The organism is Chondromyces apiculatus DSM 436 (assembly GCF_000601485.1).
Lineage (GTDB): Bacteria > Myxococcota_A > Polyangia > Polyangiales > Polyangiaceae > Chondromyces > Chondromyces apiculatus.
In genome coordinates this window covers 29,842-54,052 of the sequence record NZ_ASRX01000029.1, presented here as the reverse complement: position 1 = coordinate 54,052, position 24,211 = coordinate 29,842, and the positions used below count along the sequence as shown (strand labels likewise).

The following is a 24,211-nucleotide window of genomic DNA, read 5'->3' as shown; positions in this document are numbered from 1 at the left end:
CGCGGGATCCCCTCCGGACGATGGCTCGACCTCCGCGGACATGGGAACCGAGGCGCCTCGCGTTCGCCACGGATCAGGCGCTGCTCCGCCAGGCGCGGGCGCAGTTCTACGGGCAGTCGAGCGACGCGTACGTCGACTGGCTGTACGGCGCGAACCCGGCAGGGCCGCCGTTCTGTCACCTGGCCATGGATGGCGAGGTGATCGCCGGGCAGTACGTGGTGATCCCGATCGACATGGTGGCGGGGGGGCAGTCGTTCAAGGCGGCGCTGTCGCTCGATACGTTCACCCACGAGGACTACCGGCGGCAGGGCATCTTCGCGGGGCTCGGCGAGGCGGTGCTGCAGGAGGCGGGGGCCGCAGGGTGCCGGTTCACGATCGGGTTCCCGAACGAGAAGTCGCACCACGGGCTGACGAAGAACCTCCGCTTCGAGGAGCCGTTCGGGGTGTACCTCCTGGTGCGGCCCCTGCCGCACGCGGTGCTGGGGCCAGGGCTCGCGCGACGTCTGCCGCGTCCAGCCGGGGCGCTGGCACGGCTGGCAGGGTGGCGGGTCGAGGCGGTGGGGGCGGTGGACGCGGCCTGGGTCGACAGGCTGTGGGCGCTGCGGCGGCCCGTGACGCCGATCGGTCTGGAGAAGACGGGGGCATGGTTCCAGTGGCGGTTCGAGGAGAACCCGCGGGCGTCGTACCGGTACCTGGTGGCGTCGCGCTCGGATGGAGAGCCTGCCGGGGTGCTGGTGTGGAGCCATGATGCGCGCGCGGGGCGGCGGCCCGCCGTGAACCTGGTGGACCTGGAGGCGGCGGGGTACGGGGCGCGCGCGGCGCTGCTCGCGGCGTTCCTCGACGAGGTGGCGGCGGAGGGAGACGCGGTGAAGGCGCTGGCGACACCCGGGAGTGCGCTGGGGCGGTCGCTGCTCGCGGCGGGGTTCGTGCCGGTGCGGCGTTTCCCGTTCACCTACCGGCCGCATCGGGCCGACGAGGATCTGCGGCCTGTGCTGCGTGCCTCGACCTGGTCCATCTCCGGAGCATATGCCGACATGCTCTGACGGTGCTCGATCCGAGGACGCCGTAGAAGGTGGCGAGCCTGAGGGCGAGGACGTCGATGGAGTCGCCGTCACCGACGCCGATGGCGGGGAGCACGAAGGGGTCGGTGGTCTCGTCCACGCGGCCCACGCGGGTGGTGCGCGCGGAGCGGTAGCCGGCCTGGCGCACGAGGTCGAGGTCGCGGGGGGAGAAGTCGCCGTTCGGGAAGCAGAAGTGATCGCAGGGGGCGCCGGTGAGGGCGCGGATCTCGGCGCGGCTCGCCTGGATCTCCTGGCGGGCGGTGGGCGCGTCGCAGTGCGGCAGGATCGGGTGGGTGCGGGTGTGGGAGCCAAAGTCGACCCAGGGGCGGAGCCGCTCCATCTCGTCGCGGCTGAGGGCCTGGGGAGAAGGGTGCTCCTCCTCGGGGTCGACGCCGAGGGCGGCGAGGGCGGCGAGGCGGTCTTCCTGGGAGAGTTCGATGAAGGCATGGGCGCGCTTCCCCGCGTGGGTCCACCAGAAGTGGCGGTGGGTGCCGACGAGGGCGCTGCAGGCGTAGATGGTGGCGCGCACGCCGTGGGCGCGGAGGACGTCGGCGAGGGCGGCGTTGCCACGGTGGCCGTCGTCGATGGTGAGCACCAGGGGGCGCGGGGGGAGCGCGCTCCAGTCGCGGCGGTGGAGGGCGTCGACGACGGCGTCGAGCGGTACGATGTCGTAGTGCTGGCAGAGGAACCGGAGGTGGGCGTCGAGGACCTCGGGCGAGGGGTCGTGGTAGACGAGGAGGGTCGCGACGCGCCCGCGCTCCTGCGCGCGCCGGAGCCGGGTGGAGAGGCCGCTCCGGTGAAGGCCTCGGGCGACGGTCTCGCGAAGGGTGTCTCGTGCGGTCCTGAGCATGGTGGTGGGTGGTTCCCCGAGGCAGGGAGTGTAGTCCCGCTCCGTGCGGTGGGACCAGGGCGCGGGGCAGAGGCAGAGGCGAGGGCAGCGGCGGGGCGAGCGACGGGGCGAGCGGCGGGGCGAGCGGCGGGGCGAGCGACGGGGCGACAGGGCGCATGAGCGCGCTGGTCGGCCGGTTGCGTGGTGCGGTCACGGCCGTGTCCCGCGGGGGCGTGGGCACGGCCGTGGTGTCGCTCGCGCCGCGCGTGTCGTCCGTGGCCGCGCAGTGGCTGCTGTCGCTCGCGGCGGGGCATGCGGCCGGGGCGCTGTTCGTGACGTGCATCTCCAACGGCTCGGCGGTGGCCGCCCTGGTGGGGCCGGGGATGACGCCGGTGATCGTGGCGCGGCGGCGGCTCTTCACGACGCGGCGGGGGCGCGCGCTGGTCGCCGGTGCGGTCGGCTGGATCGCGGTGGCCGCGCTGCTCATCGCGCTGATCGTGGGCGCGGTGCGTGAGCCGGTTGGCTGGCTGGGGCTCGCGGCGGCGCTCTACGCGTGCTCGACGGTGTTCTACAACTGCGCGCCCGCGGCGTGGGCGTTCTGGCAGTCAAGCGGGAGGTTCGCGCGGGTGCTCGGGGTGTCGCTGCTGGTCACGCCAGTCCTCAGCTCGGCGGCCGCGCTGGCGGGCGCGCCCTGGCCCGTCGTGGCGCTGGTGGGGCTCGGGGGGGCCTTGCCGATGGGGGCGATGCTGGGGCGGGTGCGCGTGGGGAGGTCGCTGCGCCTGGCGCTGTGGCTGGTGCGGCACGCGGTGCCGCTGGCGTTGCCGAGCATGGCCACGGCGATCGTGTACCCGGAGGCGCTGAGGCGGGGGATCGCGCTGTACGGGGCGACCAGCGTGGGGAAGCAGACGCTGTACTGGTCGCTGGTGCTGATGGCGAACGTCGCCCTGCAGAGCTTCACCGCGCGGGAGGTGGTGGCGGCCACGGGGAACGAGGCGCGGGCTCTGCGGCGCTGGCTCGCCGCGACGGGCGTGCTGGTGGTGCTGCTGGCGGTCGCGCTCTCCGTGTTCCGTTGGATGTACGGCGCAGAGGTGGTGCCGCGCTTCCTGCTCGTGGGCGCGGCGGTGTTCCTGGTGACGGATGGCCTGGTGTTCTACTTCGCCCCCGCCGTGACGCGCCCGGCGCTGGTGGTGGTCTCCTGGGCCGCGGCGTTCCTCGTGGTGCTCGGGATGATCGTCTGGCCAGCGGTGCTCTGGAAGATCACCGTGATCGGTCCGAGCGTGATCGTCGCGATCTTGCGGCTCCCACCGCTGCTCGCGTTTCCAGCAGTGCGCGCGGTGGCTGCGGGGGCGCTGGCGGTACTCCTGGGTGGCGCCGCGCTGGCTCTCGGCTGGCCCTGAGGGCGGCGTGGTAGGAGGGAAGAATGAAGTACACCGAGGAGCGAGAGTTCGATCTGCACCTGGTCGTGCGCTGCGAGTTTCCGGAGGACTACCAGGGTGAGCTCGACGGATATGCGTGGGCGGAGGAGCTCCCCCAGATCACGAGAGAGGTCGTGAGCGCTGCCGTGGCCGCGCTGAAGCGGCGCCCCGGCTGGCAGTTGCGAGGGGGGAATCGAGGGCGCTCCACGGAGGATGAGGTGATGCTCGTCCTCGAGCGGGTGCTCCCCGCGTCGTCCTCGACCTCCTCCTGAGTCTCCAGGAAGGGACGCGCGCTTCCTCGTGCGGGCCGTGCGCCGACCGGAGAATGCGCCGGTTCGTGGGACGAGGAATGTCCATGAGGCGCCCGGATGAGGGCATGCACATGCGGGCGTCAGCCGACAGTTGATGGCCAAAAACGCTGTGTTTCTGGCGGTCTAGCGATCTGTCGGCGCGGTGCGCGCGATCAGGGACGGTGATTCCGGGCCGTGCTGCTCGATCTTGCACGGCACGTGGGCGCGCATATGGTGGACGTCAGAGCTTCGCGAGCACGCACTCGTGGCGAGGCTCTGCATCCTTCGTGGGGCTGGTCGCGGCACACACCCGTGGTGGGACGGGTGTGGTGCCAGGGCCGTCCTGCGCTCGCATGGTGGAGGGTACCGGTGAACATGGCTCCCGATTGCAGTGTGGTGGAGTGCTACGGCGATCCGTCGGCCGTCCGTGTGCAGCGCGTCCTCTTCGCGGCGCGCGGCTGGCTCTCGGAGCAGGATCGGATGGTGTCCCTCGGGCAGGGCTTGATGCTGCTGCACGCGCAGCGCGGGGAGCCCGCCGACGTGGAGGCGTGGGTGCGCTGCTTCGAGCAGGTGCTCGCGCACGCACCGCTGTCGGAGATGCCGGGGCTCACCCGGCGGCTGCGAGGCGCGGGCGCGACGATCGGGGAGGACCTGTTGCTGTGCGTGGGGGGCGGGTCCGACGTGTGCGCCGCTGCAGCGGCCGTGGCGCGCGCGCGCCCCCTCCCCGAAGGCTGGAGGTTGATGGAGCTGTCCGCAGATGCTCCGGCGGCGGCCGTGGAGGCCGTTCAGGAACTGCAGGAGGGAGCCGGTCTGGTCCCCGTGCCGGGGTGGTATCTGCGGGGCGCCGAGGGGAGGGCGCTGACGGTGATCTTGCAGGACGCCGAAGGGAGGCTCGCGGGGGCCGCGACGGTGGGGAGGGCCGATGCAGGTCCGGGAGCGCTGGTGAGCCTGTGCCTGAGGCGCGATGCGCGGCGACGGGGGCTCGCGGCGGTGCTCGCCAGCGCTGCCCTGCGCGAAGCGCGCGCGCGGCTCAAGGTCGACAGCTTCTATGCGGTCGTCGGGGCGCGCGACGAGGTGGCGCTGCACATCTCGCGGCGATGCGGGTTCTCACCGCACCCGACCGAAGGGGTGGTGCTCGCCACGCTCGACTCAGGTTGCGGTGACGGCTCAGGTTGCGGTGACGACTCAGGTTGCGGCGACGACGTGGAAGGGATGATCGTCGCCGAGGTCGGTGCAGAATGCGCCGAAGATGCGGGATAGGCCCGCCGCGATGTCGCAGTGGCGCCTGACCCGTGCTCCCAGGGAGGTCAGGTACACCACGTCGTCACCGAGCTGGATGGGCGAGGCGTAGAGGTCCTCGGCGCCGACGAGCGCCTCGAGGAGCCCTTCTTGGACCTCGTCAGGTGCATCGGTCCCTCCCCGGGCATGCTCGACACCGAGGGCTGCGAGGTGCTCCAGATCGTGGTGCTCTCCAGCACCCCCGAGGAGCATTCCCTCCTCGTCCGAGAGGACGGCAGCCAGCGCACCGCTCCGTGCGGCCGCGGCGCTCAGGAGGAGCGAGATGGCTTCCTGGGGGAAATTGCTGCGCAGCTTGCGACGCTCGACCATGGGGACCTCCGCCGAGCACTCTGCAGCGAAGGTCCGTGCTTCTCCAAAAGAACGGCGATCAAGGTGCCGGGAGGCGCGCGATAGGGACGCGCTGCCGGTCCGAGCCCGCACTCTCCGGGAGGCCTGCCACACAGAAATGCTCGCCCTCCTCGATGCGGGCCTGGAGGGCCTCCATGGCGCCATGGTCCATCCCCTCGATCCACTGCTCGGGTACGGGGAAGGTCATCGAGGCGCCTGGCTCTCCGGCCAGGTGACGAAGCGCAGGATCATCGACGGTCACCTGATACGTCAGGCTCGCCGGGTACGTGTGCGCCGGTGTCCAGGCCGTGAGCAGGCGGAGGGGACCCAGGCGCGCGTGAAGGCCGAGCGCGCGGCTGTTCCACTGAGTGACGCCGATCTGGCTCGTCGTCCGGAAGACCTTGAGCGCGATGGCCTTGGTCAGCTTGCCGATGCCCTGCAGCGCCTCGTCGGCGAGCTGATCGCGCAGGCTGCAGAGGTTGTGCCCCACCCAGACACCCGGCGCGAGCGTCGGGATGGCGATGTACATCGAGAGCGGGACGAGCCCTGCGTAGCTGGAGGGGATCCGGAGGCGGTCGCGCAGGTGCGGGGTCAGCGTCTCGGCGCGACGGCCGAAGCCCACGATGCCGCCAGGAAGCTCGGCCGCGTCGTAGAAGACCCAGCGCGGCATGGGCATGCCTTCGGGGCCGAACGCCGCGGCGTCGAGCACCGAGAGCAGGTCGAGGAAAGCCAGGGACTCGCGGCGCAGCGGGTCGACGACGCCGTCATGCGCCAGCGGGAGGCCGAAGGGGCTGAGCTCGAAGTGCGCTCGGTTCGCCGGAGTGGCGACGACGAACAGCTCCAGATCTCGGAGCAGACGCTCGTTGGCCAGATGCAGGGCCATGGCGCGAAGGAAGATGAAGTGTGGCGATCCCAGCGGGAATTGAACCCGCGTTACCGACGTGAGAGGCCGGCGTCCTAACCGCTAGACGATGGGACCAAACATCAACCCGACAGGGACACTACCGGATCGATTTGCTGGGGGACAAGGATTCGAACCTTGATAGCCAGTGCCAGAAACTGGCGTCCTGCCATTAGACGATCCCCCAAGGGACGTTCGCGCCGCGGCAATCAGTGCCGACGGGCCGCGGAAACTACTAGGTTTGTCCCATCTGTCAACCGGAAAAATCGATGGTCGGCTTTCGTTCTGTCTCTTGACGGAGCCTGTGTTCGATTTACCTTCCGCGCGGCTTTAGCCACCAGCCAGGGAGAGTGCCAATCGCCTCGGGTTCCGGCAGCTTGGCGCTGTCGATCAGGAGGTACGCGGTCCAGGGACAGAGAGGTGTGGCGCCGGCGACCCCGGGGCCTCCCTGTCTCTCGACCGTGCTGGCAATGTCCTTCGTCGCTGGTGGGGAGGATGTAGGAGCGCACCATGAAGATCAGGCCGCTGCAGGATCGAATCGTCGTCAAGCGTCTGGAGGGGGAGTCGAAGACCAAGGGGGGCATCATCATCCCCGACGCCGCGAAGGAGAAGCCGATCGAGGGTCGGGTCGTCGCGGTGGGGAACGGGAAGATCCTCAAGAACGGCACCGCGCGTCCTCTGGAGGTGAAGGTCGGCGACGTCGTGCTGTTCGGCAAGTACAGCGGGACCGAAGTGAAGATCGATGGCGAGGAGCACGTGCTGCTCCGCGAGGACGATGTGCTCGCCGTGACCCAGGAGTCGGCCGCGGCGTCCTGAGCCCGTGCCTTGAGTTGACCGTCAATTCGTCGCGCGGCGCGAGATGCCGCGAAAGAAAAGAGAAATCATGTCTGCCAAGCAGATCATCTACAGCCGCAGTGCCCGTTCCTTGATCCTGAAGGGCGTCAACACGCTCGCCGATGCCGTCAAGGTGACCCTGGGCCCCAAGGGCCGCAACGTCGTGATCGAGAAGAGCTGGGGCTCTCCGGTGGTCACCAAGGACGGCGTGACCGTCGCCAAGGAGATCGAGCTCCACAACAAGCTCGAGAACATGGGCGCGCAGATGGTGCGCGAGGTCGCCTCCAAGACCAGCGACAAGGCCGGCGACGGCACCACCTCGGCCACCGTGCTCGCCCAGGCGATCTTCGCCGACGGCCTGCGCCTCGTGGAGGCCGGCCACAACCCGATGAACCTCAAGCGCGGCATCGACGCGGCCGTGGAGAAGATCCTCCAGGTGGTCCACGACAGCGCGACGCCGACCCGCGACAAGTCGCAGATCGCCCAGGTCGCCACCATCAGCGCCAACGGCGATCGCGAGATTGGCGACATCCTCGCCGAGGCGATGGAGAAGGTCGGCAAGGAGGGCGTGATCACCGTCGAGGAGAACAAGCGCATGACGACGGAGCTCGAGACCGTCGACGGCATGCAGTTCGACCGCGGCTACCTCTCCCCCTACTTCGTGACCGACACCGAGAAGATGAAGACGGTCATGATCGACCCTCTCATCCTGGTCCACGAGAAGAAGATCGCGGCCATGGCCGATCTGCTCCCCGTGCTGGAGCAGGTCGTCAAGAACGGCCGGGAGCTGCTCATCATCGCCGAGGACATCGAGGGAGAGGCGCTCGCCACGCTGGTGGTGAACAAGCTCCGCGGCACCATCAAGGTGGCGGCGGTGAAGGCCCCCGGCTTCGGTGATCGCCGCAAGGAGATGCTCAAGGACATCGCCGTCCTCACCGGCGCCACCTCCTTCATGGAGGACCTCGGCCAGAAGCTCGAGAGCGCGACCCTCAGCGATCTCGGTACGGCCAAGCGCGTCGAGATCGACAAGGACAACACCATCATCGTCGACGGCGCGGGTGACAAGAACGCCATCAAGGGGCGCATCGAGTCGATCCGCAAGCAGATCGGCGACACGAGCAGCGACTACGACCGGGAGAAGCTCCAGGAGCGCCTGGCGAAGCTCGCCGGCGGCGTGGCGGTGGTCAAGGTCGGCGCAGCCACCGAGACGGAGATGAAGGAGAAGAAGGCGCGCGTCGAGGATGCCCTCCACGCGACGCGGGCAGCGGTCGAGGAAGGGATCGTCCCCGGCGGCGGCGTGGCGCTCCTCCGGGCGTCGAGCGCACTCGACTCGCTCAAGTTCGACGACGAGCGCAGCGCGGGCGTGGGCATCATCCGGCGCGCGGTCGAGGCCCCCATCCGGCAGATCGCTGCGAACGCGGGCATCGAGGGTGCCGTGGTGCTCGAGAAGGTCCGGGCAGGGCAGGGGAACTTCGGTTTCAATGCCGCGACCGACACCTACGAGGACCTCCTCGCCGCTGGCGTCATCGATCCCGCGAAGGTGGTCCGGCACGCGCTGGCCAATGCGGCGAGCGTGGCGAGCCTGATGCTCACCACCGAGGCGCTGATCGCGGAGAAGCCCAAGAAGGAGAAGGCTGCTGCGGCGGGCGGCGGTGGCGGCATGCCGGACATGGGCGGCATGGGCGGCATGGGCGGCATGGGCGGCATGGGCGGCATGGGCGGCTTCGACATGTGATGGAAGGCTGTGGCCTGCCCTCGGGCGGGCTGCAGACCTCCTTGTCTGCGTGAAGGCCTGCATTGCAGGCCTTTCGCACTTTGTGGGTCAGAGCGACCTCCCTGCGTGCTGGCGCACCGCATCCAGGTAGCAGGGCGCCGCCTTCCCCCGAACACCTGCTCAGCAGGCCAGTGTCTCCCGACGCGCCGGGCATGATGTCCCGGTCCCGGGGTTTTTGACCCGGCGGCACGGCGGGCAGTAGACTCCTTGGTGTGTCGGATCCGCTCTTCGACCGGTTTGGCCGCGAGTACCAGGCCGGTGACGTTCTCTTCAATGAAGGCGAGTCGGGCGCCGAGATGTTCGTCATCCAGTCGGGCGCCGTCAGGATCACGAAAGCGGTCTCGGGAGAGCAGAAGGTCCTGGCCGTGCTGGGGCCCGGAGAGTTCGTGGGGGAGATGGCCATCCTGAATTCCAAGCCCCGCGCCGCGACAGCGACGATCGTCGAGCCCACGCGCTGTCTGGTGATCGAAGCGCGCATGCTGGAAACGATGGTGTCGCGGAACGGCGAGGTGGCGATCCGGCTGATCAAGAAGCTCTCCAAGCGCCTCGACTCGGCCAACGCCCTCATCGAGATCCTCATGCACCGGGATCCCAAGGCGCGGGTGATGCTCGCGCTGGCGCGTCATGCCGAGGCCTTCGGCGAGGCGACGCCGGAAGGGATCCGGATCCGCACCTCGCCCGAGGATCTCGCCCAGGAGGTCAACGTGGACGCCTGGGTGGTCCGCGAAGTGGTCGCGCGGCTGAGGAGGCTCCGGCTCGTGACCGAAGAGCAGAACGCGATGGTCATCTCCGACGTGTCGCGGCTTCAGGATTTCCTCGAGTTCCTCGAGATGCCGCAGAAATTCGGCGGAGAGAGCTGAGTCCAGGTGGAGTTGCGCGTCATCGGCTGCCACGGCGGCGAGACCCCCAAGCATCGGACGTGCGCGTTCGTCCTCGACGACGTGCTCTCCATCGACGCTGGCTCGCTCACCAGCGGGCTCGAGGTCGGCGACCAGGCCCGCCTTCAGGCTTGCCTGGTGAGCCATGCCCACCTCGATCACATCCGGGATCTGGCGACGATCGCCGACAACCGCTGCCAGATGGGCTGCGCGCCGCTCATCGTGGCCGGGACCCGCGGGACGCTGCGGGCCTTGCAGCAGCACTTCTTCAACAACATGGTCTGGCCCGACTTCGCGGTCATCCCCAACCGCACGAACCCGACCATCCGCTACCTCGAGCTGGAGCCGGAGCAGCCCACGATGATCGCGGGGCACCGGGTGCGGGCCGTGAGCGTGACGCACACCATCGAGGCGTCCGGCTTCGTCGTCGAAGGCGATGACGGAGCCATCGGCTACAGCGGCGATACGGGGCCCACGGACCGCCTCTGGGAGGTGCTGAACGAGCAGAAGAACCTGCGCGCCCTCCTCATGGAGGTGAGCTTCCCCAACCGGGAGCAAGGGCTGGCGACCATCAGCGGTCACCACACCCCCCGCACGCTCGGCATCGATCTCCGCAAGTACCGGGCACCGCAGGACCTGCCCACGCTGCTCTACCACATCAAGCCGGTGTTCCAGTCCGAGGTGGAGCGCGAGTGCGCCGCGCTGCGCGGGCTGAACATGCAGGTCGTGCAGCTCCTCGATCACTTCGTCCTGTGAACCCCCGCGCGGGGACCTGTCGGGATTCACTCCTGGCGGGGCGAAGGGACGCGAACTCCCTCGTGGAGACTCAGGAGCGTTTCAGGTCCTCGAAGGAGTCCTCGACGCGCACCAGCACCACGGTGATGTTGTCCGTCCCGCCGAAGTAGTTCGCGCGGTCGATCAGCGAGGTGCAGGCGTCTTCGAGGGATTCGCTCGACATCACCAGCTCCAGGATCTGCTCGTCGGCGACCATGCCCGACAGGCCATCCGAGCAGAGCAGGTAGACGTCGCCGTGGCGGGTCTCGTCCGTCACCAGGTCCACCAGCACGTCTTCGCGGATGCCGAGGGCCCGGGTGATCACGTTCGTGGGGAGCTGACGGACCTCTTCCTCCGTCATCCAGGGCGCCATGTGCACCGCGTCGCTCACCAGCGAGTGATCGCGCGTGAGCTGGGCGATCGCCCCGTCGCGCAGCCGGTAGCAGCGGCTGTCGCCCACGTGGCCCACGGTGACGTGCGTGTTGTCCTTCGAGAACATCGCGGTGACGATGGTCGTCCCCATCCCGAAGTCGGCGAGCGTTCGCAGCGACCGGTCGAAGATGCGACGGTTCGCCAGGCGGAGACCCGTCACCACGTAGTTTTCTTCCTCAGTGAGGTTCGGGTCCGCGGGGAACGGCCAGGTGGCGTCTCGGCCCACGGTCACCGACAGGAAGTCTTCGAGGGTGGACACCGCGAGCTGGCTCGCGACGTCGCCCGAGCGGTGGCCGCCCATCCCGTCCGCCACAGCGACAATGCGGTACTCGGGGCTGACGAGGATGTTGTCCTCGTTGTGGTCCCGAAGCAGCCCAGTATCGGTCTTCCCGGCAAACCGGGTCCGCAGCATGGGCAGAGAGTAGACAGAGAGGCGGGGTCCAGTGCAAGCGCCTGACGAGGGGGTCGTGCCGATCCTCCCCGGAGAGCGCTTGTCCGAGGGGGCTTGGCCCGCACATCACCGGCTTTTCTTGCGTGCGACGGCCATGGTCGTTCGTGCGGCACGCCGGCCGTTCTCGCCGCTTTCGGGCGGAGACCGTGAGGACAGCGCTCCCCGCGAGAGGCTGCTCAGGGTGCAACTTTCCCTGAGCCAGGATGGAGCGGCGCGCTAAAGCCAGCTCTCGCCGAGCACGACGCCCATGTCGCCAGCCAGCAATTCGGCAGCCCTCACCCCGCGGGCCTGGGCCTCCTCGAACAGGGCCATCCCCGGCTGATCCACGTGCGCCCACGCGATCCGCGGGCCGAGCGCGCAGGTGGTCTCGAAGGGGCGTTCCCCCAGGAACCCGGGTCGGGGCCGGGGCATGGCGTGGCCCCAGAGCATCAGGTCCATGCGTCCGAGCACCTCCCGCAGGTGGGGGTGGGCCGGGGCCAGATCGCGCAGCACGCCGTCGGCGAGGCCTTCCCACGCGCTGCCCAGCAGCATCGACCGCGCCGCCGTCGTGTCGGCACCGCCGAACGCCCGGTAGTAGGTGAGCACCGTCTGGCGCCTGGGCGCGCGGAGAGCGGAGGCCGGGACCGTGGTGGCGGCGAGATCCGTGAGCTGATGGGCCGCGTCCACGTATCCGAGCCCCTCGGCCTCGTAGAGGATGGAGTCCCAGGGCAGGTTCGGCTCGAACCTGTCTTCCACGTGGAGGTTGGCCACCAGCCACGGCGACGAGGTGCGCACGGGCAGCATGGGCGCCGCGGCCGGGAACAGGCGCCGCGTCACGAAGGCGGGCGTCGCGAGCACGGCGGCCCTTGCCTCGATGCGCCGCACCTCGTGGCGCGCGACGTCGAGGTAATCCACGGCGACGCCTCCCTGGGGCAGGTCGTGCACCGCCATCGCCAGTGAGCCCAGCATGATCCGGGGCCTGGCGCGCTCGATGAGGGCCTTCACCAGCCGCCCGTTGCCCTCTGGCCAGACCAGGAAGTGGCTCCCTTCCAGCTCCGGCGTCCGCAGCTTGCGCGCCGCGAAGTAGTGCAGCCCCGCCCACGCGGAGACGTCCTCCGGGGCGCCACCGAAGTCGTCGAGCATGGCGTAGCGCACGTACCAGCGCAGGAACGGCGTCCGGAACCCCTCCCGATCAAGCCACGCCTCCATGCTGAGCCGATCCAGCGCGAGGAGATCCGGATCGCGCGAGGACATGTCGAGCGGGATCTGGAAGGCTGGCCGTCCATCGGCCCCGCGGCGCACGGTGAGCGCCTCCTCGATGTCCAGGAACCGCGCCATCTCGTCGCGCTCGGCGATCGAGAGCGCGTCCGTCGGTACCAGCCCCTGGTGCCATTCTCCGTCGTAGAAGAGGCGCTCCTGCGGTGCGTGGCAGAGCCGCCGCGGATCGAAGACCGGACGCCCCGCCGCATCCCAGCCCGTGACGGCGCCCATCTCCTGAAGCAGCCGCAGGGCAGCGCGCGCCTCCACGTTGGGCGCGGCGAGGTAGTGCGCTCCCCAGGGGTGGGGCACCGCGCCCTCCTCGCCCCAGGTGCTCGTCCCGCCGGGCCGGGGCTCGAGCTCCAGCACCGCCACGTCCAGCCCCGCGGGCGCGAGCCGCCACGCCGCCGACAGCCCGCTCACCCCACCCCCGACGATCACCACATCGGCCTTTTCCTGCACGACCGCGCGCACGACCGCGCTCGAGACCACGGGCGCACCGCCACGCAGGAGGTGCCCGGCGGCGTGCGACGCGCCCACCACTTGCCCCGCGATCCGCGGCGGGTGCTCGCCTGCGGTCTGCACGAGCCAGCCCGTCCCGAGGGCGCTCAGGAATGCGCGACGATCCATGCGATCACCTCGTCCACACGGACCACTCGCGGGTGTAGATGGCGACGAGCTTCTGATCGTTCAACCGGTTGATCGGCGCCGCCACCCGGCCGATGTCGCGCGGGAAGCGGAACAGCTCCGGCAGCCCCGCGCTGTCGAGGTAGCGCAGCGTGGACGCCTCGATCCGGAGCCCGCCAGGGGCGGCGAGCCCCTCACCGCCTGCCAGCACGAACCCCCACTCGCCGAAGCTCGGCACGTAGACGTGGAGCGGCGCCGTCATGAAGCCGGCGGCCTCCATGGTGGTCACGATGGTCCAGAACGACTCGCGCGCGTACTGGGGCGACGTCGCCTGCACCACCACCACGCCGCGCACCCCGAGCCGCTCCCGCAGGAGCTGGTAGAAGGCGTCGGTGTAGAGCTTCCCCACGGCGTAGTTGCCCGGATCGGGGAAGTCCACGATCGCGAGGTCGAACGACTCGGTGCACCCCTCCAGGAACTTGTACGCATCCTCGTTGCGCACCGTCACCCGGCGGTCCGTGAGCGCTCCCTGGTTGAGGCGGGTGGCGATGGGCAGGGTGCGGAAGGCGTCGGTCACGACCGCATCGAGATCCACGAGCGTCACCTGCTCCACCGACGGGTAGCGGAGCAGCTCGCGCGCCGCGAGCCCGTCGCCGCCGCCCAGGATCAGCACCCGCCGCGGATCGCGCCCGAGCGCCGCCACGGCCGGGTGGACCAGCACCTCGTGGTAGCGGTACTCGTCGTCGGAGGAGAACTGCAGGTTTCCGTTGAGGAACAGCCGGGTGGTGCGCGGGCTCTGGGTGAGCACCATCCGCTGGTACGGAGACTGGGCCGAGTGGACGACGGGGGCCCCGAAGTAGATCGCCTCGGCGCGCTCGACGAACTGGGTGACCATGGCGAACGCCGCGCCGAGGACCAGCACGGTCAGCGCACAGAGCGCCCGCAGCCGGAACCTGTCGGCCCTGGTGATCGGGAAGAGGAAGGTGCTCCCGAGCGCGACGAACGCGTTGAGCAGCCCGAAGAACAGGCCGGTCTGGTGGATGCCGAGCCGCGGCAAGAGCAGCGACGGGAAGAGCAGGCTCGCCACGAGCGCGCCGATGTAGTCGAGCGTGAGCACCCGGGCGACGAGCTGCTTGAGGTCGAGCGAGAACTTGAGCAGCCGGATCAGCAGCGGGATCTCCAGGCCGACCAGCATCCCGATGAGCAGCACCAGCCCGTAGAGCAGCACCCGGAACGCGCCGGACGCGGTGTACACCTTGAAGAGCAGCGGCGCCGACAGGCCCCCCACGAGCGCGACCCCGAGTTCGATCTCCACGAAGCGCTCGAGCAGCTTGCTTTCGAGGTACTGCGACAGGTACGACCCGATCCCCATCGCGAACAGGTAGAGGCCGATCACGAAGCTGAACTGCGCGACCGAGTCGCCGAGCACGTAGCTCGCGAGGGTCCCGGTGATCAGCTCGTAGATGAGCCCCGAGGTGGCGATGACGAAGACGCTCGCGAGCAGCGCGGCCCGGGCGGCGCGCCTCGGCGGACCGGCCACGGCATCCTGGCCCGGCGCCTCGGGCACCTCGGGCGCCTCGTTCGGAGGGGGCACACTGGCCTCGCTGGCCGACATCGCGGGCGGTCGTAGCACTGCTCGGGCGGCGGTACAGCCCGGCGCGCCCGGAGCGCCCCATATCCTCCCCTTTCGCGTCGTGGCCTCACCCTCCCTGCCTCCGCGGCTCCCGGCCAGATCGGGGGATCGGGCCGGTCAACGGAAAGCATGGCGCCGCGCCCGGCCGGGCTTTTAGTATGTTGCCGCAGTGAGCACGCCGTTCGACCGCACCGCCGCCTGCCCTTCGTGCGGCGCGCCCATGACCTTCCGCTTCGCGGGAGCGGCGGCGCAGGTGTGCAAGCACTGCAAGTTCGTCGTCGCGCGCACCGACCGCAACCTGCAGGCCGTGGGGCGCATGTCCGATCTGGTGGACATCCCCACGCCCCTCCAGCTCGGCGTCACCGGGCGCTGGGCTGGCGAGCCCTTCGTGGTCGACGGCCGGGTGCAGATCGATCGGGCGAACGCCCCCGGGGCGCCCTGGCAAGAGCACTTCATCACCTTCCCGAACAGCGGGCGCTGGTGCTGGGTCGCCTCGGCCCAGGGCCGCTGGTACTCGACCAGCGAGGTGGCCCTCCCGCCGGGCGGCCTCCCTCCATACAGCGCGCTTCGTCCCGGCGCGCAGATCCACCTCCAGGGCTACGGCGCCTTCACCGTCGCCGAGGTGGGCAGGCGCCGCGTCGTCGCCGGCGAGGGAGAGATGCCCTCGGTCGCCGCGCCTGGCGTGGTCACCGGTTACGCAGACATCGGCGGTCCGAACGGCGCCTTCGGCACCCTCGACTACGGCGACGGCCAGTCCATCCCGCCCAAGCTCTACATCGGCCGGCAGATCGACCCCGCGGTGATGCAGCTCGACTCCGGCGCCCCCGTCCAGCCGGCCGAAGCCCAGGTCACTGCGGTCTCTTGCCCCACCTGCGGCGGCAACCTCCCGCTCGCCGCCCCTGGCACCACCGAGCGCATCGTCTGCCGCTACTGCGGCACCGCGAGTGATCTGCGTCAGGGCGCCCTCGTCGCGCTCGGTCAGGCTCCGAAGCCTCCCATCGAGCCGTACATTCCTCTCGGCGCCCAGGGCCAGCTCCGCGGCAACCGCGTCATCTGCATCGGCTTCGTGGTGCGCGGCTGCACCGTCGAAGGGGAGCGCTACCGCTGGCGCGAGTACCTCCTCTATGCGGGGCCGCGCGTCGGCTACCTGTGGCTCATGGAGGAGGACGGCGCGTGGCAGTTCGTCACGCCCATCCCGCCCGGTGAGGTGCGCGTCGGCGCTGGCGCCGACTACCGTGGCCAGCAATACGTCTACAGGCAGAGCGTCAGCGCCGAGGTCGAGTACGTCGTCGGCGAGTTCTACTGGAAGGTGGAGATCGGCGAGCGCGTCCGCGCCACCGAGTACGAGGGCCCCGGCGGCAAGGTCAGTGTGGAGGAAGCGCCGACCGAGGTGACCCACTCGTTCTGCGAGCCCATGTCCGGGCAAGAGATCGCGGGCGCCTTCAACATCCAGGTGGCTCCCCCCGCGCTGAGCGGCGGTCAGGGCTCCAGTGTCGCCTCCGTGCTGGTGGTCATCGTCATCATCCTGGTGATCATCTTTTTGATCGCGCTGAGTGATTGCAGTTGTGGTGGAGGAGGAGGCGGCTTCATTGGGCCGAGCTTTGGCGGTGGCAAGTGACGGGGGGCGACCTGACCCCACCCCCTCGAAGCGCGATGGTCGCTTTCGGGCAGGCGGTGGTCGGATCCGGGTAATCGGCGAGTGTGAGCCCCGAGATGACCTCAACGATTCCGAGGGGTTAGAGCAGCTAAGCGGCCCGGCCCGCCCTGTGCAATGCGCCTGTTCGTCGTCGGCGTGTTCGCCGGCACGGCTGGAGCCTCATGCACACCGCGGCCTCGTTCGATCCTCACGCGCAGCTCCGTGCGCTCTACCTCTCGCTGCTCCAGCACCAGGAGCACTTCGACGAGTTCAGGCAGCTCCTTGCGCTGTACAGCGCCTCACCGGAGCACAACGACGAGGAGCCCGAGGACGCAGCCCACATCCGCGAGCGCCTCAACGAGCGCATCCGCGCCTGGGTGGGCGCGTTCAATGGACTCAGCGCGGTCCAGATGCTGCACTGGCGCTCCATCCTGGTAGAGGAGCGCTTCAACGTCGCCCTCTCTCCCTGGAAGGATTCGAACATGTACTGAGGCCCTCCCGGGGGCATCCTGCCGGTGCGGCAGCCTCCCCGGTGGCCTCCTCGCAGCGGGTCGGGCGGCATGCATGAGCTTCAGTGGGTCGACGAGCTGTACAAAGCCTTCTGTCAGACCCTCCCAGGCATGCTCCACGCCGAGGCTCAGGGGCTCGCGTGCACCCTCGGCCTCGCGCCGAGCCGCGACATCCCGTGGAGCGCGGTGTTCAGCCACGGCATCACCCTCGCCGCGCCCGCCATGCTCGCCGAGACCATGCCGCAGGTGCGCGGCACCATGATCCAGGACGCCCTGCTCGCGCACATGCTCGCGATCATCGACGCCTTCGGCTCCGACCGCGTGGCCGACGGTCAGGTCCGGCAGACCTGGCAGCTCGAAACCTTGCTCGCCCACGTCCGCCGCGCCCGTGACGCTGCCATGCGCCGGCTCGGCCCCGACATCATCGGCGCCGACCGCATCGACTTCTCCGACGTGGACGAGGACGTCGCGCGGCTCATCACCCAGGAGCGTGGCTTGCTCGGCAGCGGCGTCCCCGTGCGCTTCGACCTCTACCTCACCATCTCCCGCGGAAAGCAGCGCCCTGGCATCCCGGCCTCGCTTGCCCTGGCGACCGCCGCGGGCTGGAACGCGCGCTGGCGTCACGCCCTCTTCCGCATGCTGGAGTCCATCTGGATCTCTCTCCAGCTCTACGACGACGTCATGGACTGGGAAGACGACTGGGCCCGAGGCGGTGCATGGGCCGTCGCCCTCGCGCGAGGTGTCCAGGAGCCCCGCGAGCCTGCCCGTTCCGGCACCCAGCCTGTGACCCGCCTTGCTCCGGACGACGCCTCCTCCCTGGCCTCTGCGAGGAGCCTCGTGCTCTCGTCCGGCGTGCTGGTGCGCCTCCTGGAGCGCGCCCGGCGCGAGCTGTCTGCCGCCCGCCGACGCGCGGAAGTGATCGGCGCGCAGCGCATCGCAGCCTGGGCCCAGGGGCGTGAAGCCCACCTGCGAGAGCTCTCGCGCTGCGAGGAGCAGAGCCCGGGGTACGTGCACCGCGCCAGGGCGCTCTCGGCCTGGGCCAGAACCGTGCTGGCGTGAGCCAGGGCGGCTCGCGGCCAGCGCGGCCAGCGCGGCCAGCGCGGCCAGCGCAGCCAGCGCGGCCAGCGCGGCCAGCGCGGCCTCCCTGGGACTTCGGGTACGCGCCGCTCCCGCCTCTCCTTGCGGACCACGGCAGCACGGACCACGGCGACGCGAACCACGGGGGCGCAGGCGAGGACGGCGCGCCCCTCGACCTCGTCATCGCCCTCTCCACGGCCTTCCCCGCCTCCGAGATCGCCCAGCACCTCCGCAGCGTCGCTCCTGACCTCACCCTGGAACCCCTCATCGAGCACGCGCCCCTCTTCTGGTACCGCGCCTGCGCGCAGCGCCCCCTCCCGCGCGCGGCCATCGAGGTGGCCCTCACCGCCGCCGCCCTACCGGTGCGCTATGTCGCCTCCGCCACCTGCCCCTCCCACGCCGTCGCGCCTACGCACCCCCTCACCGCCAGCGCCCTCCGGACCGCTGCCCGCGCTGCCCGCTCTTCCGTCGACGCCCACTGGCCCACGCGCCGCCCCTCCGCAGGCGAGGACCCCGACACCTCCGGTCGCTGGTTCCTCCGCGCGGAAGAGGGGGGCCTCGGGGTCGACCGCGCACGCTGTGGCGGGGGCGCTGGCACCCGCCTTGCGGTCATCGACGACGACGCCGCAGCCGCCGATCTCGTCGACCTGGAGCGCGCCGTCCTCGTCGCCACCGAGCATCTCTCCCGGGGCACCCTCCATGGCGCCCTCATGGTGGCGTGGTCGGTCGGGCGCGGACAGAAGCCGGGTGACTTCCGCGGGGTCGCCCCCGACGCTTCCCCCCGCCTGTACTTCATCCCCAAGCCGGACGCGGCGACCCTCGCCCTGCCCCTCGCCATCGCCCGCGCCGTCCTCGATGGCGCCGACGTGATCCTCGGCGCCACCTACGTCGAGAACTGCACGACCCCCATGCTCGACGACGCCCTCGATCTCGCCTGGCGCTGGGGCCGTGGGGGCCGCGGCACCCTCGTGGTCATCCCCACCGGACGCGAGGCCTCCAGCCCCGCCGGCTCCCTCCACGCCAGCTTCTCCCTCGGCCTGGGCGCCCCTGCGAGCGACCCGCGCGTCTTCTGCATCGGTCCCAGCGCACGCAGCCACGGCTGGTTCCTCTGGCGCGACCGCCACGGGCGCAGCCGACCCTTCGCGAACCGCGGACCCGCCATGCGCTGGCTCGCCCCTGGCGACGATATGGCCTTCCCCTTCCACGCGCCCACCGCCGGTGGTCAAGGCGCTGGCGGTTCTGGCGGTGCTGGCGGTGCTGGCGGTGCTGGTGGCGCCCCCGCCGCGCCCGCAGAGCGCCTCTATCACGCCGAGTCCAGCGGCGCCTCCGCGCTCGCGGCGGGCGCGCTGCTCCTCGTCCTCGCCACGAACCCTGCGCTGCGCGCCGAGGAAGTCGACGCCCTCGTCACCCTCACCCTCGAACCTGTCGCCCCTTCCGTCCCGGCGCACGCCCAGCCGCTCGCCGACCCGAGCGACGTGCTCCCGGACGAACGCGACGCGGATGGACACAATGCCAAGCACGGTTACGGCCGCATCCACGCAGGCCGCGCGTGCCTCGCGGCTGGCGATCCCGTGTCCCTCGCCCTCGTGGTCATGGGCGCCACCGACGCCGCGTGTGTCTGGCACGATCGCCGCGCGGCCGATCCTGCCCTCCGGGCGCTCTACTCGCGCCGCCTTGCGCGCTGGGCCGTCCGCGCCCTCCTCGCCGACCCGAGCTTGCTCCACGACGTGCGCGCCTTCCTCCGCCATGCGCGCCTCATCGCCGGCCGTCCCGAGCGCCAGCGCGCTCATGGTGCAGGCGCCATGCTCCGCCACCTGGCCCTGATCCTCCGGAAGCTCGCCACGAGCCGCCTCGCGCCGCGGCCCTCCAGGCGCACCGCCACGGAGCTTCACGCGCTCCACGTCCGTGCCGAGCGTGCGGCCGGCGCGACCGCTGTGAGCGTCGTGACCGGCATCCCCACCTTCTCCCGTGCCACCGCGGCGCGGCGCGATGCCCTCGAAGCGGCGATCGCCGACCTGGCCACCCACCTCTTCGCGCGTCCCCCCGACGACGCTGCGCGCTGAGCCGGGCGCCCCTCCGAGCATGCGTGTTCTGGCTAGCCGAGCGAGCACACCAGAACCCTGCTTTTCTCGCCAGCGCCGTTGGTTCGAGGCGGGTTCCAGCGTAACGTGTCCAATCAAGGTGCAGCCCGTACAGCGCCTCCGTCGGTGATGTCTCCTCCCCCGTTCCGGCGCTGGATCCTCGCGCTCGTGGCGGTCGCCGCGCTCTTCGTCGCCGCCGTGAGCTTTCGGGGGGCGGTGACCTGGTACGAGCGACCCTTCGCGGGCCTCCTCGTCGATCCCGAGGGCGTCGTGTCGAGCCTCGCACTGCCCTCGTGGCAGGGCATGCAGCAGGGCCTCCGCTACCCTGATCGCTTGATCGAGATCGACGGCGTGCCGGTGCGCCCGCCGGCTGGCCCTCGCCCCGCGAGTGTCTGGGACCAGGCCACCGATCCTCACCCCGCGACCGCGTGGGACCGCGCCATCGAGGACGCCGCGCGCGAAGGGCGACCCAACGTCCGCGCCAGGTTCGCGACCAGCGAGGGCGAGCGCGAAGTGACGCTCGACGTCCGTCGCTTCGACCCCCGCGCCTGGTGGCTCTACGCGGGCGCGCCGATGTTCATCGCCTCGCTCTACATCATGGCGGCGCTCACCGCCGTCACCGCCAGCCCCGACGGCAAGCTCGCCCGGGCCTTCGCGAAGCTCGCCCTCGCCGCGGCCCTCTTCCTGCTCACCCTCTTCGACTACCACACCTCCCGCTCCCTCGTTCACCTCTTCCTCGTGGCCTACGCCTGCGTGCCCATGGCCTTCTTCGTGCTCCCGCTGCGGCTCCCCGACGACGTCCCGCAGCTCGCGCGCTGGCCCTTCATCCCCCGCCTCGCCGACCTCGGGGGCGCGCTGCTCGCCGCGGGCATGCTCGCGCTCTTCGCCACCGGCAGGACCACCGTCGTCCTCCGCGACGTCTGCGCCATCCTCTTCGGCATCTCGCTCCTCTTCTTCGCCGCCTCGGTCCTCCTCCGCTTCCTGTGGGCCCGCGACAGGCGCCGCCACACCATGCGCGTGCTCTTCCTCGCCATGGTCCCTCCCCACCTCGTGCTCGGCCTGGCGTGCTTCTCCGTCATGCTCGGCCTGCCTCAGTTCACCCTCTGGTTCGCCATCCCTGCGCTGGCGCTCACCCCGCTCTCCACCCTCTTCGCCTTCATCAGGTACGACCTCTGGGGGAGCCGTGCCCTCCTCAGCCGCCCCCTCACCCGGATGCTCATCGCCGCGGCGATGCTCACCTTCACCATCACCCTCGTCACCGCCAGCGCGCCGCTCGCGGGCCTCACCGCGATCGGCACCCTCAAGGTCGCGGCCCCCGCGGCCCTGCTCGGCGCGGGCCTCGTCGCCTTCGCGCTCCGCACGGGAGATCGCACCCTCTTCCCCGCGCATGCCGAGTACCGACCCACCATCGAGCAGCTCAGCGAGGAACTCACCGAGATCTCCGACCCTGACGACGTCGCGGGCGCCGTCGAGCGCACCGTGCGCCGCTGGCTCGCCTGCGAGAAGGTCGCCTTCCGCCGGGTCGACCCCGAGCGGGACGAAGACAGCCTCGACGGCGCCGAGTCGAGCGGCCAGCGCGCCATCCTCTCCCGCCCCTCCCTCCACGCGGGCGGGGACCTGGTGTTCACGGTCTCCTTCGACGGCCGCCCCCTCGGCGTCATCGAGGTCGGCCCCAAGGCCGGCGGCGCCCTCTTCACCAGCGAGGACATCGGCCTCCTGCGCACCATCGGCAACCTCGCCGCCATCGCCATGGCCCACGCGCTCAGCTACGCCGAGCTCGAACAGCGCCGCCGCGAGCAGGCCGCAGCCTGGCGCGACGAGCGCGTCGCGCTCATCGAGACCATGGCCGCCGAGATCTCCCACGAGGTGCGCTACCCCATCAACTTCTTCCGCTCCATCTTCCAGCGCGGCCCCGGCGCGCAGCACCTCGACGCCGAGGAGGTCGAGATCGGCTGCGAGGAGGTCGAGCGCCTCGAACGCCTCGTCATGGGCCTGCGCCGCATGACCCACCGTAGGCTCGAACGGCGCCCGTGCCCCCTCCACGAGCTGGTCAACAAGGCCGAGATGCTCCTCCGCGACCAGCTCGGCGAGCGCCACATCGACCTCCGCACCGACGGCCCCACCCACCTTCACTGCGACGCCGACCAGATGATGCAGGTCCTCGTCAACCTCCTCTCGAACGGCCTCGAAGCCACCGGGAGCCAGGGTGACGTCGGCGTCCTCTGGTCCGCCACCGCCGCCGGCGCCGAGCTCATCGTGTGGGACACGGGCCCCGGCATCGTCGGCGACCCTGCGCGCATCTTCGCACCTTGGTACACCACGAAGCCCCGCGGCACCGGCCTCGGCCTGGCGATCACCCACCGCCTCGTGCGCGCCCACGGCTGGTCGATCGGCCCAGAGCGCCGCGACGGACGGACGCTGTTCGTGATATCCATCCCCGCAACCGACGTCACATCCGACGTCATCGACGCGGCGAAGCGAGCCGAGATCCCGGAGGAAGAGGTCGCGTGAGGATCCTCATCGTCGACGATCAGCGGAGTGCCCGGCGGGTGCTGCGGCAGATGCTGGCGTCCCTGGATGGAATCGAGATCCTCGAAGCTTCCGGCATGGAAGACGCCATGTCGGCCATCGAGCGCAGCCCGCCCGATCTCCTCTTGCTCGACGTCCGCCTCTCCGACGACCCCCGCGACCGCGGCGGCCTCGACATTCTCCGCAAGGTGCGCGCCGCCGGCCGCCTCACCCCCGCGGTGATGGTCACCTCCGTCAGCGAGCTCAATGAGATCCGCGAGGCCATGCGCCTCGGCGCCCAGGACTACGTCCTCAAGGACGAGCTGTGCCCCGAGATGCTCCTGCCCATCGTCGAGGGCCAGCGCGAGCGCCTCACCCTCAAGGGCGAGGTGGCGCGCCTCCGCGAGCGCGTCGACCGCACCTGGGGCACCCGCGCCATCCTCGGCTCCTCGCCGGCCATCGAGCGCGTCCGCCGCCTCATCGAGCGCGTCGCCGAGTCGAACTCCACGGTCCTCATCCGCGGCGAGACCGGCAGCGGCAAGGAGATGGTCGCCCGGGCCCTCCACGAGGTCAGCTCCCGGCGCGGCGAGCCCTTCGTCGCCGTCAACTGCTCGGCCCTCCCTGGCACCCTCATCGAGTCGCTCATCTTCGGCCACGAGCGCGGCGCCTTCACGGGCGCCGAGCGCCGCACCCGCGGCCAGCTCGAACTCGCGGGCGCCGGCACCATCCTCCTCGACGAGATTGCCGAGATGCCTGGCGAGATGCAGGCCAAGCTCCTCCGCGTCCTCGAAGACCGGCGGTTCCGCCCCCTCGGCTCCGAGATCGAGATCCCCCTGCGCGCCCGTGTCCTCGCCGCGACCCACGTCGACCTCGAAAAGCGCATCGGCGAGGGCCGCTTCCGCGAGGACCTCTTCTACCGCCTCAACGTGGTCACCATCTATCTCCCCTCCCTGGCGGAGCGCGAGAACGACCTGATGGACCTCCTGCTCGCCTTCACCGCCGAGCTACCGCGCCGCCTGCGCTACACGGACGAGTCCATCCAGTGGCTCCTCCGCCGCTCCTGGCCCGGCAACGTCCGCGAGCTGCGCAACCTCGTCGAGCGCCTCGCCCTCCTCGCCGACGACGACGTCATCGACGTCCCCACCCTCGAAGAGCTGGCCAGGGAGCGCCCCATCCTCGACACGAGCGCCGAAGTCGACCGCATCGCCCGCGCCCTCCTCGCGCTCCCCGAGCGCCTCGGCTCCAAGCTCCGCGTCATCGAGCGCGCCGTCCTCCACCAGGCCATCGAGAGCTGCGGCGGCAACAAGGCCGCCGCCGCGCGCCTCATCGGCGTGGACCGCAAGATGCTCGAACGACGCTGGGACCGGCACTCCACGGTCGGCGGCGCGCCCTCCGGTGACGAAGGCCCCCCGAGCAGCCGCCGCCTGGAGAGCCCCCCGAGCAGCCGCCGCCTGGAGAGCCCTCCGAGCAGCCGCCGCCTCACCCACCGCCAGCCGGCTCCCTCCGACCCCCCGACCAACGACGACTGATACCGACGATCGCGCTGCCCGACAGCGTTCCAGGTCCCTGGCGAGGCGGCCTGCGGAGGAGCGGGGGGAGCGACCAACGGGAGCGTGGGGGCCGACAGGCCCCTGAACCT

Annotated in this window: 20 protein-coding genes and 2 tRNA genes; 14 read left to right on the top strand and 8 right to left on the bottom strand. The window is 70.7% G+C overall.

Features of this window, described 5'->3' with window-relative positions; genetic code table 11:
- Positions 1–20: 20 nt before the first annotated feature.
- The gene (locus CAP_RS45020; RefSeq protein ID WP_052375533.1) at positions 21–1,043 is read left to right on the top strand and encodes a GNAT family N-acetyltransferase; all 1,023 of its coding nucleotides are present in this window, start codon (positions 21–23) and stop codon (positions 1,041–1,043) included.
- On the opposite strand, the gene CAP_RS19830 is transcribed toward CAP_RS45020, so the two are convergent.
- Positions 949–1,911: a polysaccharide deacetylase family protein gene (locus CAP_RS19830; protein WP_052375532.1), complete on the bottom strand. Its 963-nt coding sequence runs from the start codon at positions 1,909–1,911 to the stop codon at positions 949–951. The two genes, CAP_RS45020 and CAP_RS19830, sit on opposite strands and share 95 nt — an antisense overlap.
- Positions 1,912–2,066: 155 nt before the next feature.
- Here CAP_RS19830 and CAP_RS19825 point away from each other — a divergent pair, with 155 nt between their 5' ends.
- From CAP_RS19825 to CAP_RS19815, 3 genes are all read left to right on the top strand, one after another.
- Positions 2,067–3,287, top strand: coding sequence for a hypothetical protein (locus CAP_RS19825; RefSeq protein WP_044243384.1), 1,221 nt, complete (start codon positions 2,067–2,069; stop codon positions 3,285–3,287).
- A 23-nt stretch (positions 3,288–3,310) separates the two neighbouring features.
- The gene (locus CAP_RS19820) at positions 3,311–3,577 is read left to right on the top strand and encodes a hypothetical protein (RefSeq protein ID WP_044243381.1); all 267 of its coding nucleotides are present in this window, start codon (positions 3,311–3,313) and stop codon (positions 3,575–3,577) included.
- 393 nt (positions 3,578–3,970) lie between these two features.
- A complete protein-coding gene (locus CAP_RS19815) occupies positions 3,971–4,855 on the top strand; it encodes a GNAT family N-acetyltransferase (protein WP_231511580.1) in 885 nt (294 codons plus the stop codon).
- On the opposite strand, the gene CAP_RS50630 is transcribed toward CAP_RS19815, so the two are convergent.
- The 4 genes from CAP_RS50630 to CAP_RS19795 all read right to left on the bottom strand — a co-directional run bounded on the left by CAP_RS50630 (position 4,781) and on the right by CAP_RS19795 (position 6,309).
- The gene (locus CAP_RS50630) at positions 4,781–5,203 is read right to left on the bottom strand and encodes a hypothetical protein (protein ID WP_044243380.1); all 423 of its coding nucleotides are present in this window, start codon (positions 5,201–5,203) and stop codon (positions 4,781–4,783) included. The genes CAP_RS19815 and CAP_RS50630 overlap by 75 nt on opposite strands.
- A gap of 58 nt (positions 5,204–5,261) precedes the next feature.
- On the bottom strand, positions 5,262–6,104 hold the full coding sequence (locus tag CAP_RS19805) for a hypothetical protein (RefSeq protein WP_044243378.1): 843 nt from the start codon (positions 6,102–6,104) through the stop codon (positions 5,262–5,264).
- 21 nt (positions 6,105–6,125) lie between these two features.
- Positions 6,126–6,200: transfer RNA gene (locus CAP_RS19800), tRNA-Glu, on the bottom strand.
- Positions 6,201–6,238: 38 nt separating this feature from the next.
- Positions 6,239–6,309, bottom strand: a tRNA-Gln gene (locus CAP_RS19795).
- A 323-nt stretch (positions 6,310–6,632) separates the two neighbouring features.
- On the opposite strand from CAP_RS19795, the gene groES reads away from it, so the two are divergent.
- From groES to CAP_RS19775, 4 genes are all read left to right on the top strand, one after another.
- The gene (gene groES, locus CAP_RS19790; protein ID WP_044243376.1) at positions 6,633–6,938 is read left to right on the top strand and encodes a co-chaperone GroES; all 306 of its coding nucleotides are present in this window, start codon (positions 6,633–6,635) and stop codon (positions 6,936–6,938) included.
- 67 nt (positions 6,939–7,005) lie between these two features.
- Complete coding sequence (gene groL, locus CAP_RS19785; protein ID WP_044243374.1) at positions 7,006–8,691, top strand: chaperonin GroEL; 1,686 nt, start codon at positions 7,006–7,008, stop codon at positions 8,689–8,691.
- Positions 8,692–8,942: 251 nt separating this feature from the next.
- A complete protein-coding gene (locus CAP_RS19780) occupies positions 8,943–9,590 on the top strand; it encodes a Crp/Fnr family transcriptional regulator (protein WP_044243372.1) in 648 nt (215 codons plus the stop codon).
- A 6-nt stretch (positions 9,591–9,596) separates the two neighbouring features.
- Complete coding sequence (locus tag CAP_RS19775; RefSeq protein ID WP_044243370.1) at positions 9,597–10,364, top strand: MBL fold metallo-hydrolase; 768 nt, start codon at positions 9,597–9,599, stop codon at positions 10,362–10,364.
- Between the two features lie 70 nt (positions 10,365–10,434).
- Here CAP_RS19775 and CAP_RS19770 read toward each other — a convergent pair whose 3' ends face one another.
- The 3 genes from CAP_RS19770 to CAP_RS19760 form a co-directional block, all read right to left on the bottom strand.
- The gene (locus tag CAP_RS19770; RefSeq protein ID WP_052375529.1) at positions 10,435–11,226 is read right to left on the bottom strand and encodes a PP2C family protein-serine/threonine phosphatase; all 792 of its coding nucleotides are present in this window, start codon (positions 11,224–11,226) and stop codon (positions 10,435–10,437) included.
- A gap of 255 nt (positions 11,227–11,481) precedes the next feature.
- Positions 11,482–13,131 (bottom strand): FAD-dependent oxidoreductase, encoded by a 1,650-nt coding sequence (locus CAP_RS19765; RefSeq protein WP_052375528.1) that lies wholly within the window; start codon positions 13,129–13,131, stop codon positions 11,482–11,484.
- Positions 13,132–13,135: 4 nt separating this feature from the next.
- Positions 13,136–14,743, bottom strand: a complete 1,608-nt coding sequence (locus CAP_RS19760; RefSeq protein WP_081865061.1) for a polyamine aminopropyltransferase — start codon at positions 14,741–14,743, stop codon at positions 13,136–13,138.
- Between the two features lie 187 nt (positions 14,744–14,930).
- Between CAP_RS19760 and CAP_RS19755 the strand changes: the two genes are divergently transcribed.
- The 6 genes from CAP_RS19755 to CAP_RS19730 all read left to right on the top strand — a co-directional run bounded on the left by CAP_RS19755 (position 14,931) and on the right by CAP_RS19730 (position 24,101).
- Positions 14,931–16,379, top strand: coding sequence for a DUF4178 domain-containing protein (locus tag CAP_RS19755; protein ID WP_044243368.1), 1,449 nt, complete (start codon positions 14,931–14,933; stop codon positions 16,377–16,379).
- Between the two features lie 200 nt (positions 16,380–16,579).
- Positions 16,580–16,888, top strand: coding sequence for a hypothetical protein (locus tag CAP_RS19750; protein WP_044243366.1), 309 nt, complete (start codon positions 16,580–16,582; stop codon positions 16,886–16,888).
- A 69-nt stretch (positions 16,889–16,957) separates the two neighbouring features.
- On the top strand, positions 16,958–17,965 hold the full coding sequence (locus tag CAP_RS19745) for a hypothetical protein (protein WP_044243364.1): 1,008 nt from the start codon (positions 16,958–16,960) through the stop codon (positions 17,963–17,965).
- A complete protein-coding gene (locus CAP_RS19740; RefSeq protein ID WP_044243363.1) occupies positions 17,962–20,046 on the top strand; it encodes a S8 family serine peptidase in 2,085 nt (694 codons plus the stop codon). The genes CAP_RS19745 and CAP_RS19740 overlap by 4 nt, the downstream gene beginning before the upstream one ends.
- 147 nt (positions 20,047–20,193) lie before the next feature.
- Complete coding sequence (locus tag CAP_RS19735; RefSeq protein ID WP_044243360.1) at positions 20,194–22,575, top strand: sensor histidine kinase; 2,382 nt, start codon at positions 20,194–20,196, stop codon at positions 22,573–22,575.
- Positions 22,572–24,101, top strand: a complete 1,530-nt coding sequence (locus CAP_RS19730; protein ID WP_044243358.1) for a sigma-54-dependent transcriptional regulator — start codon at positions 22,572–22,574, stop codon at positions 24,099–24,101. Before CAP_RS19735 ends, CAP_RS19730 begins: the two co-directional genes overlap by 4 nt.
- Positions 24,102–24,211: the final 110 nt, after the last annotated feature.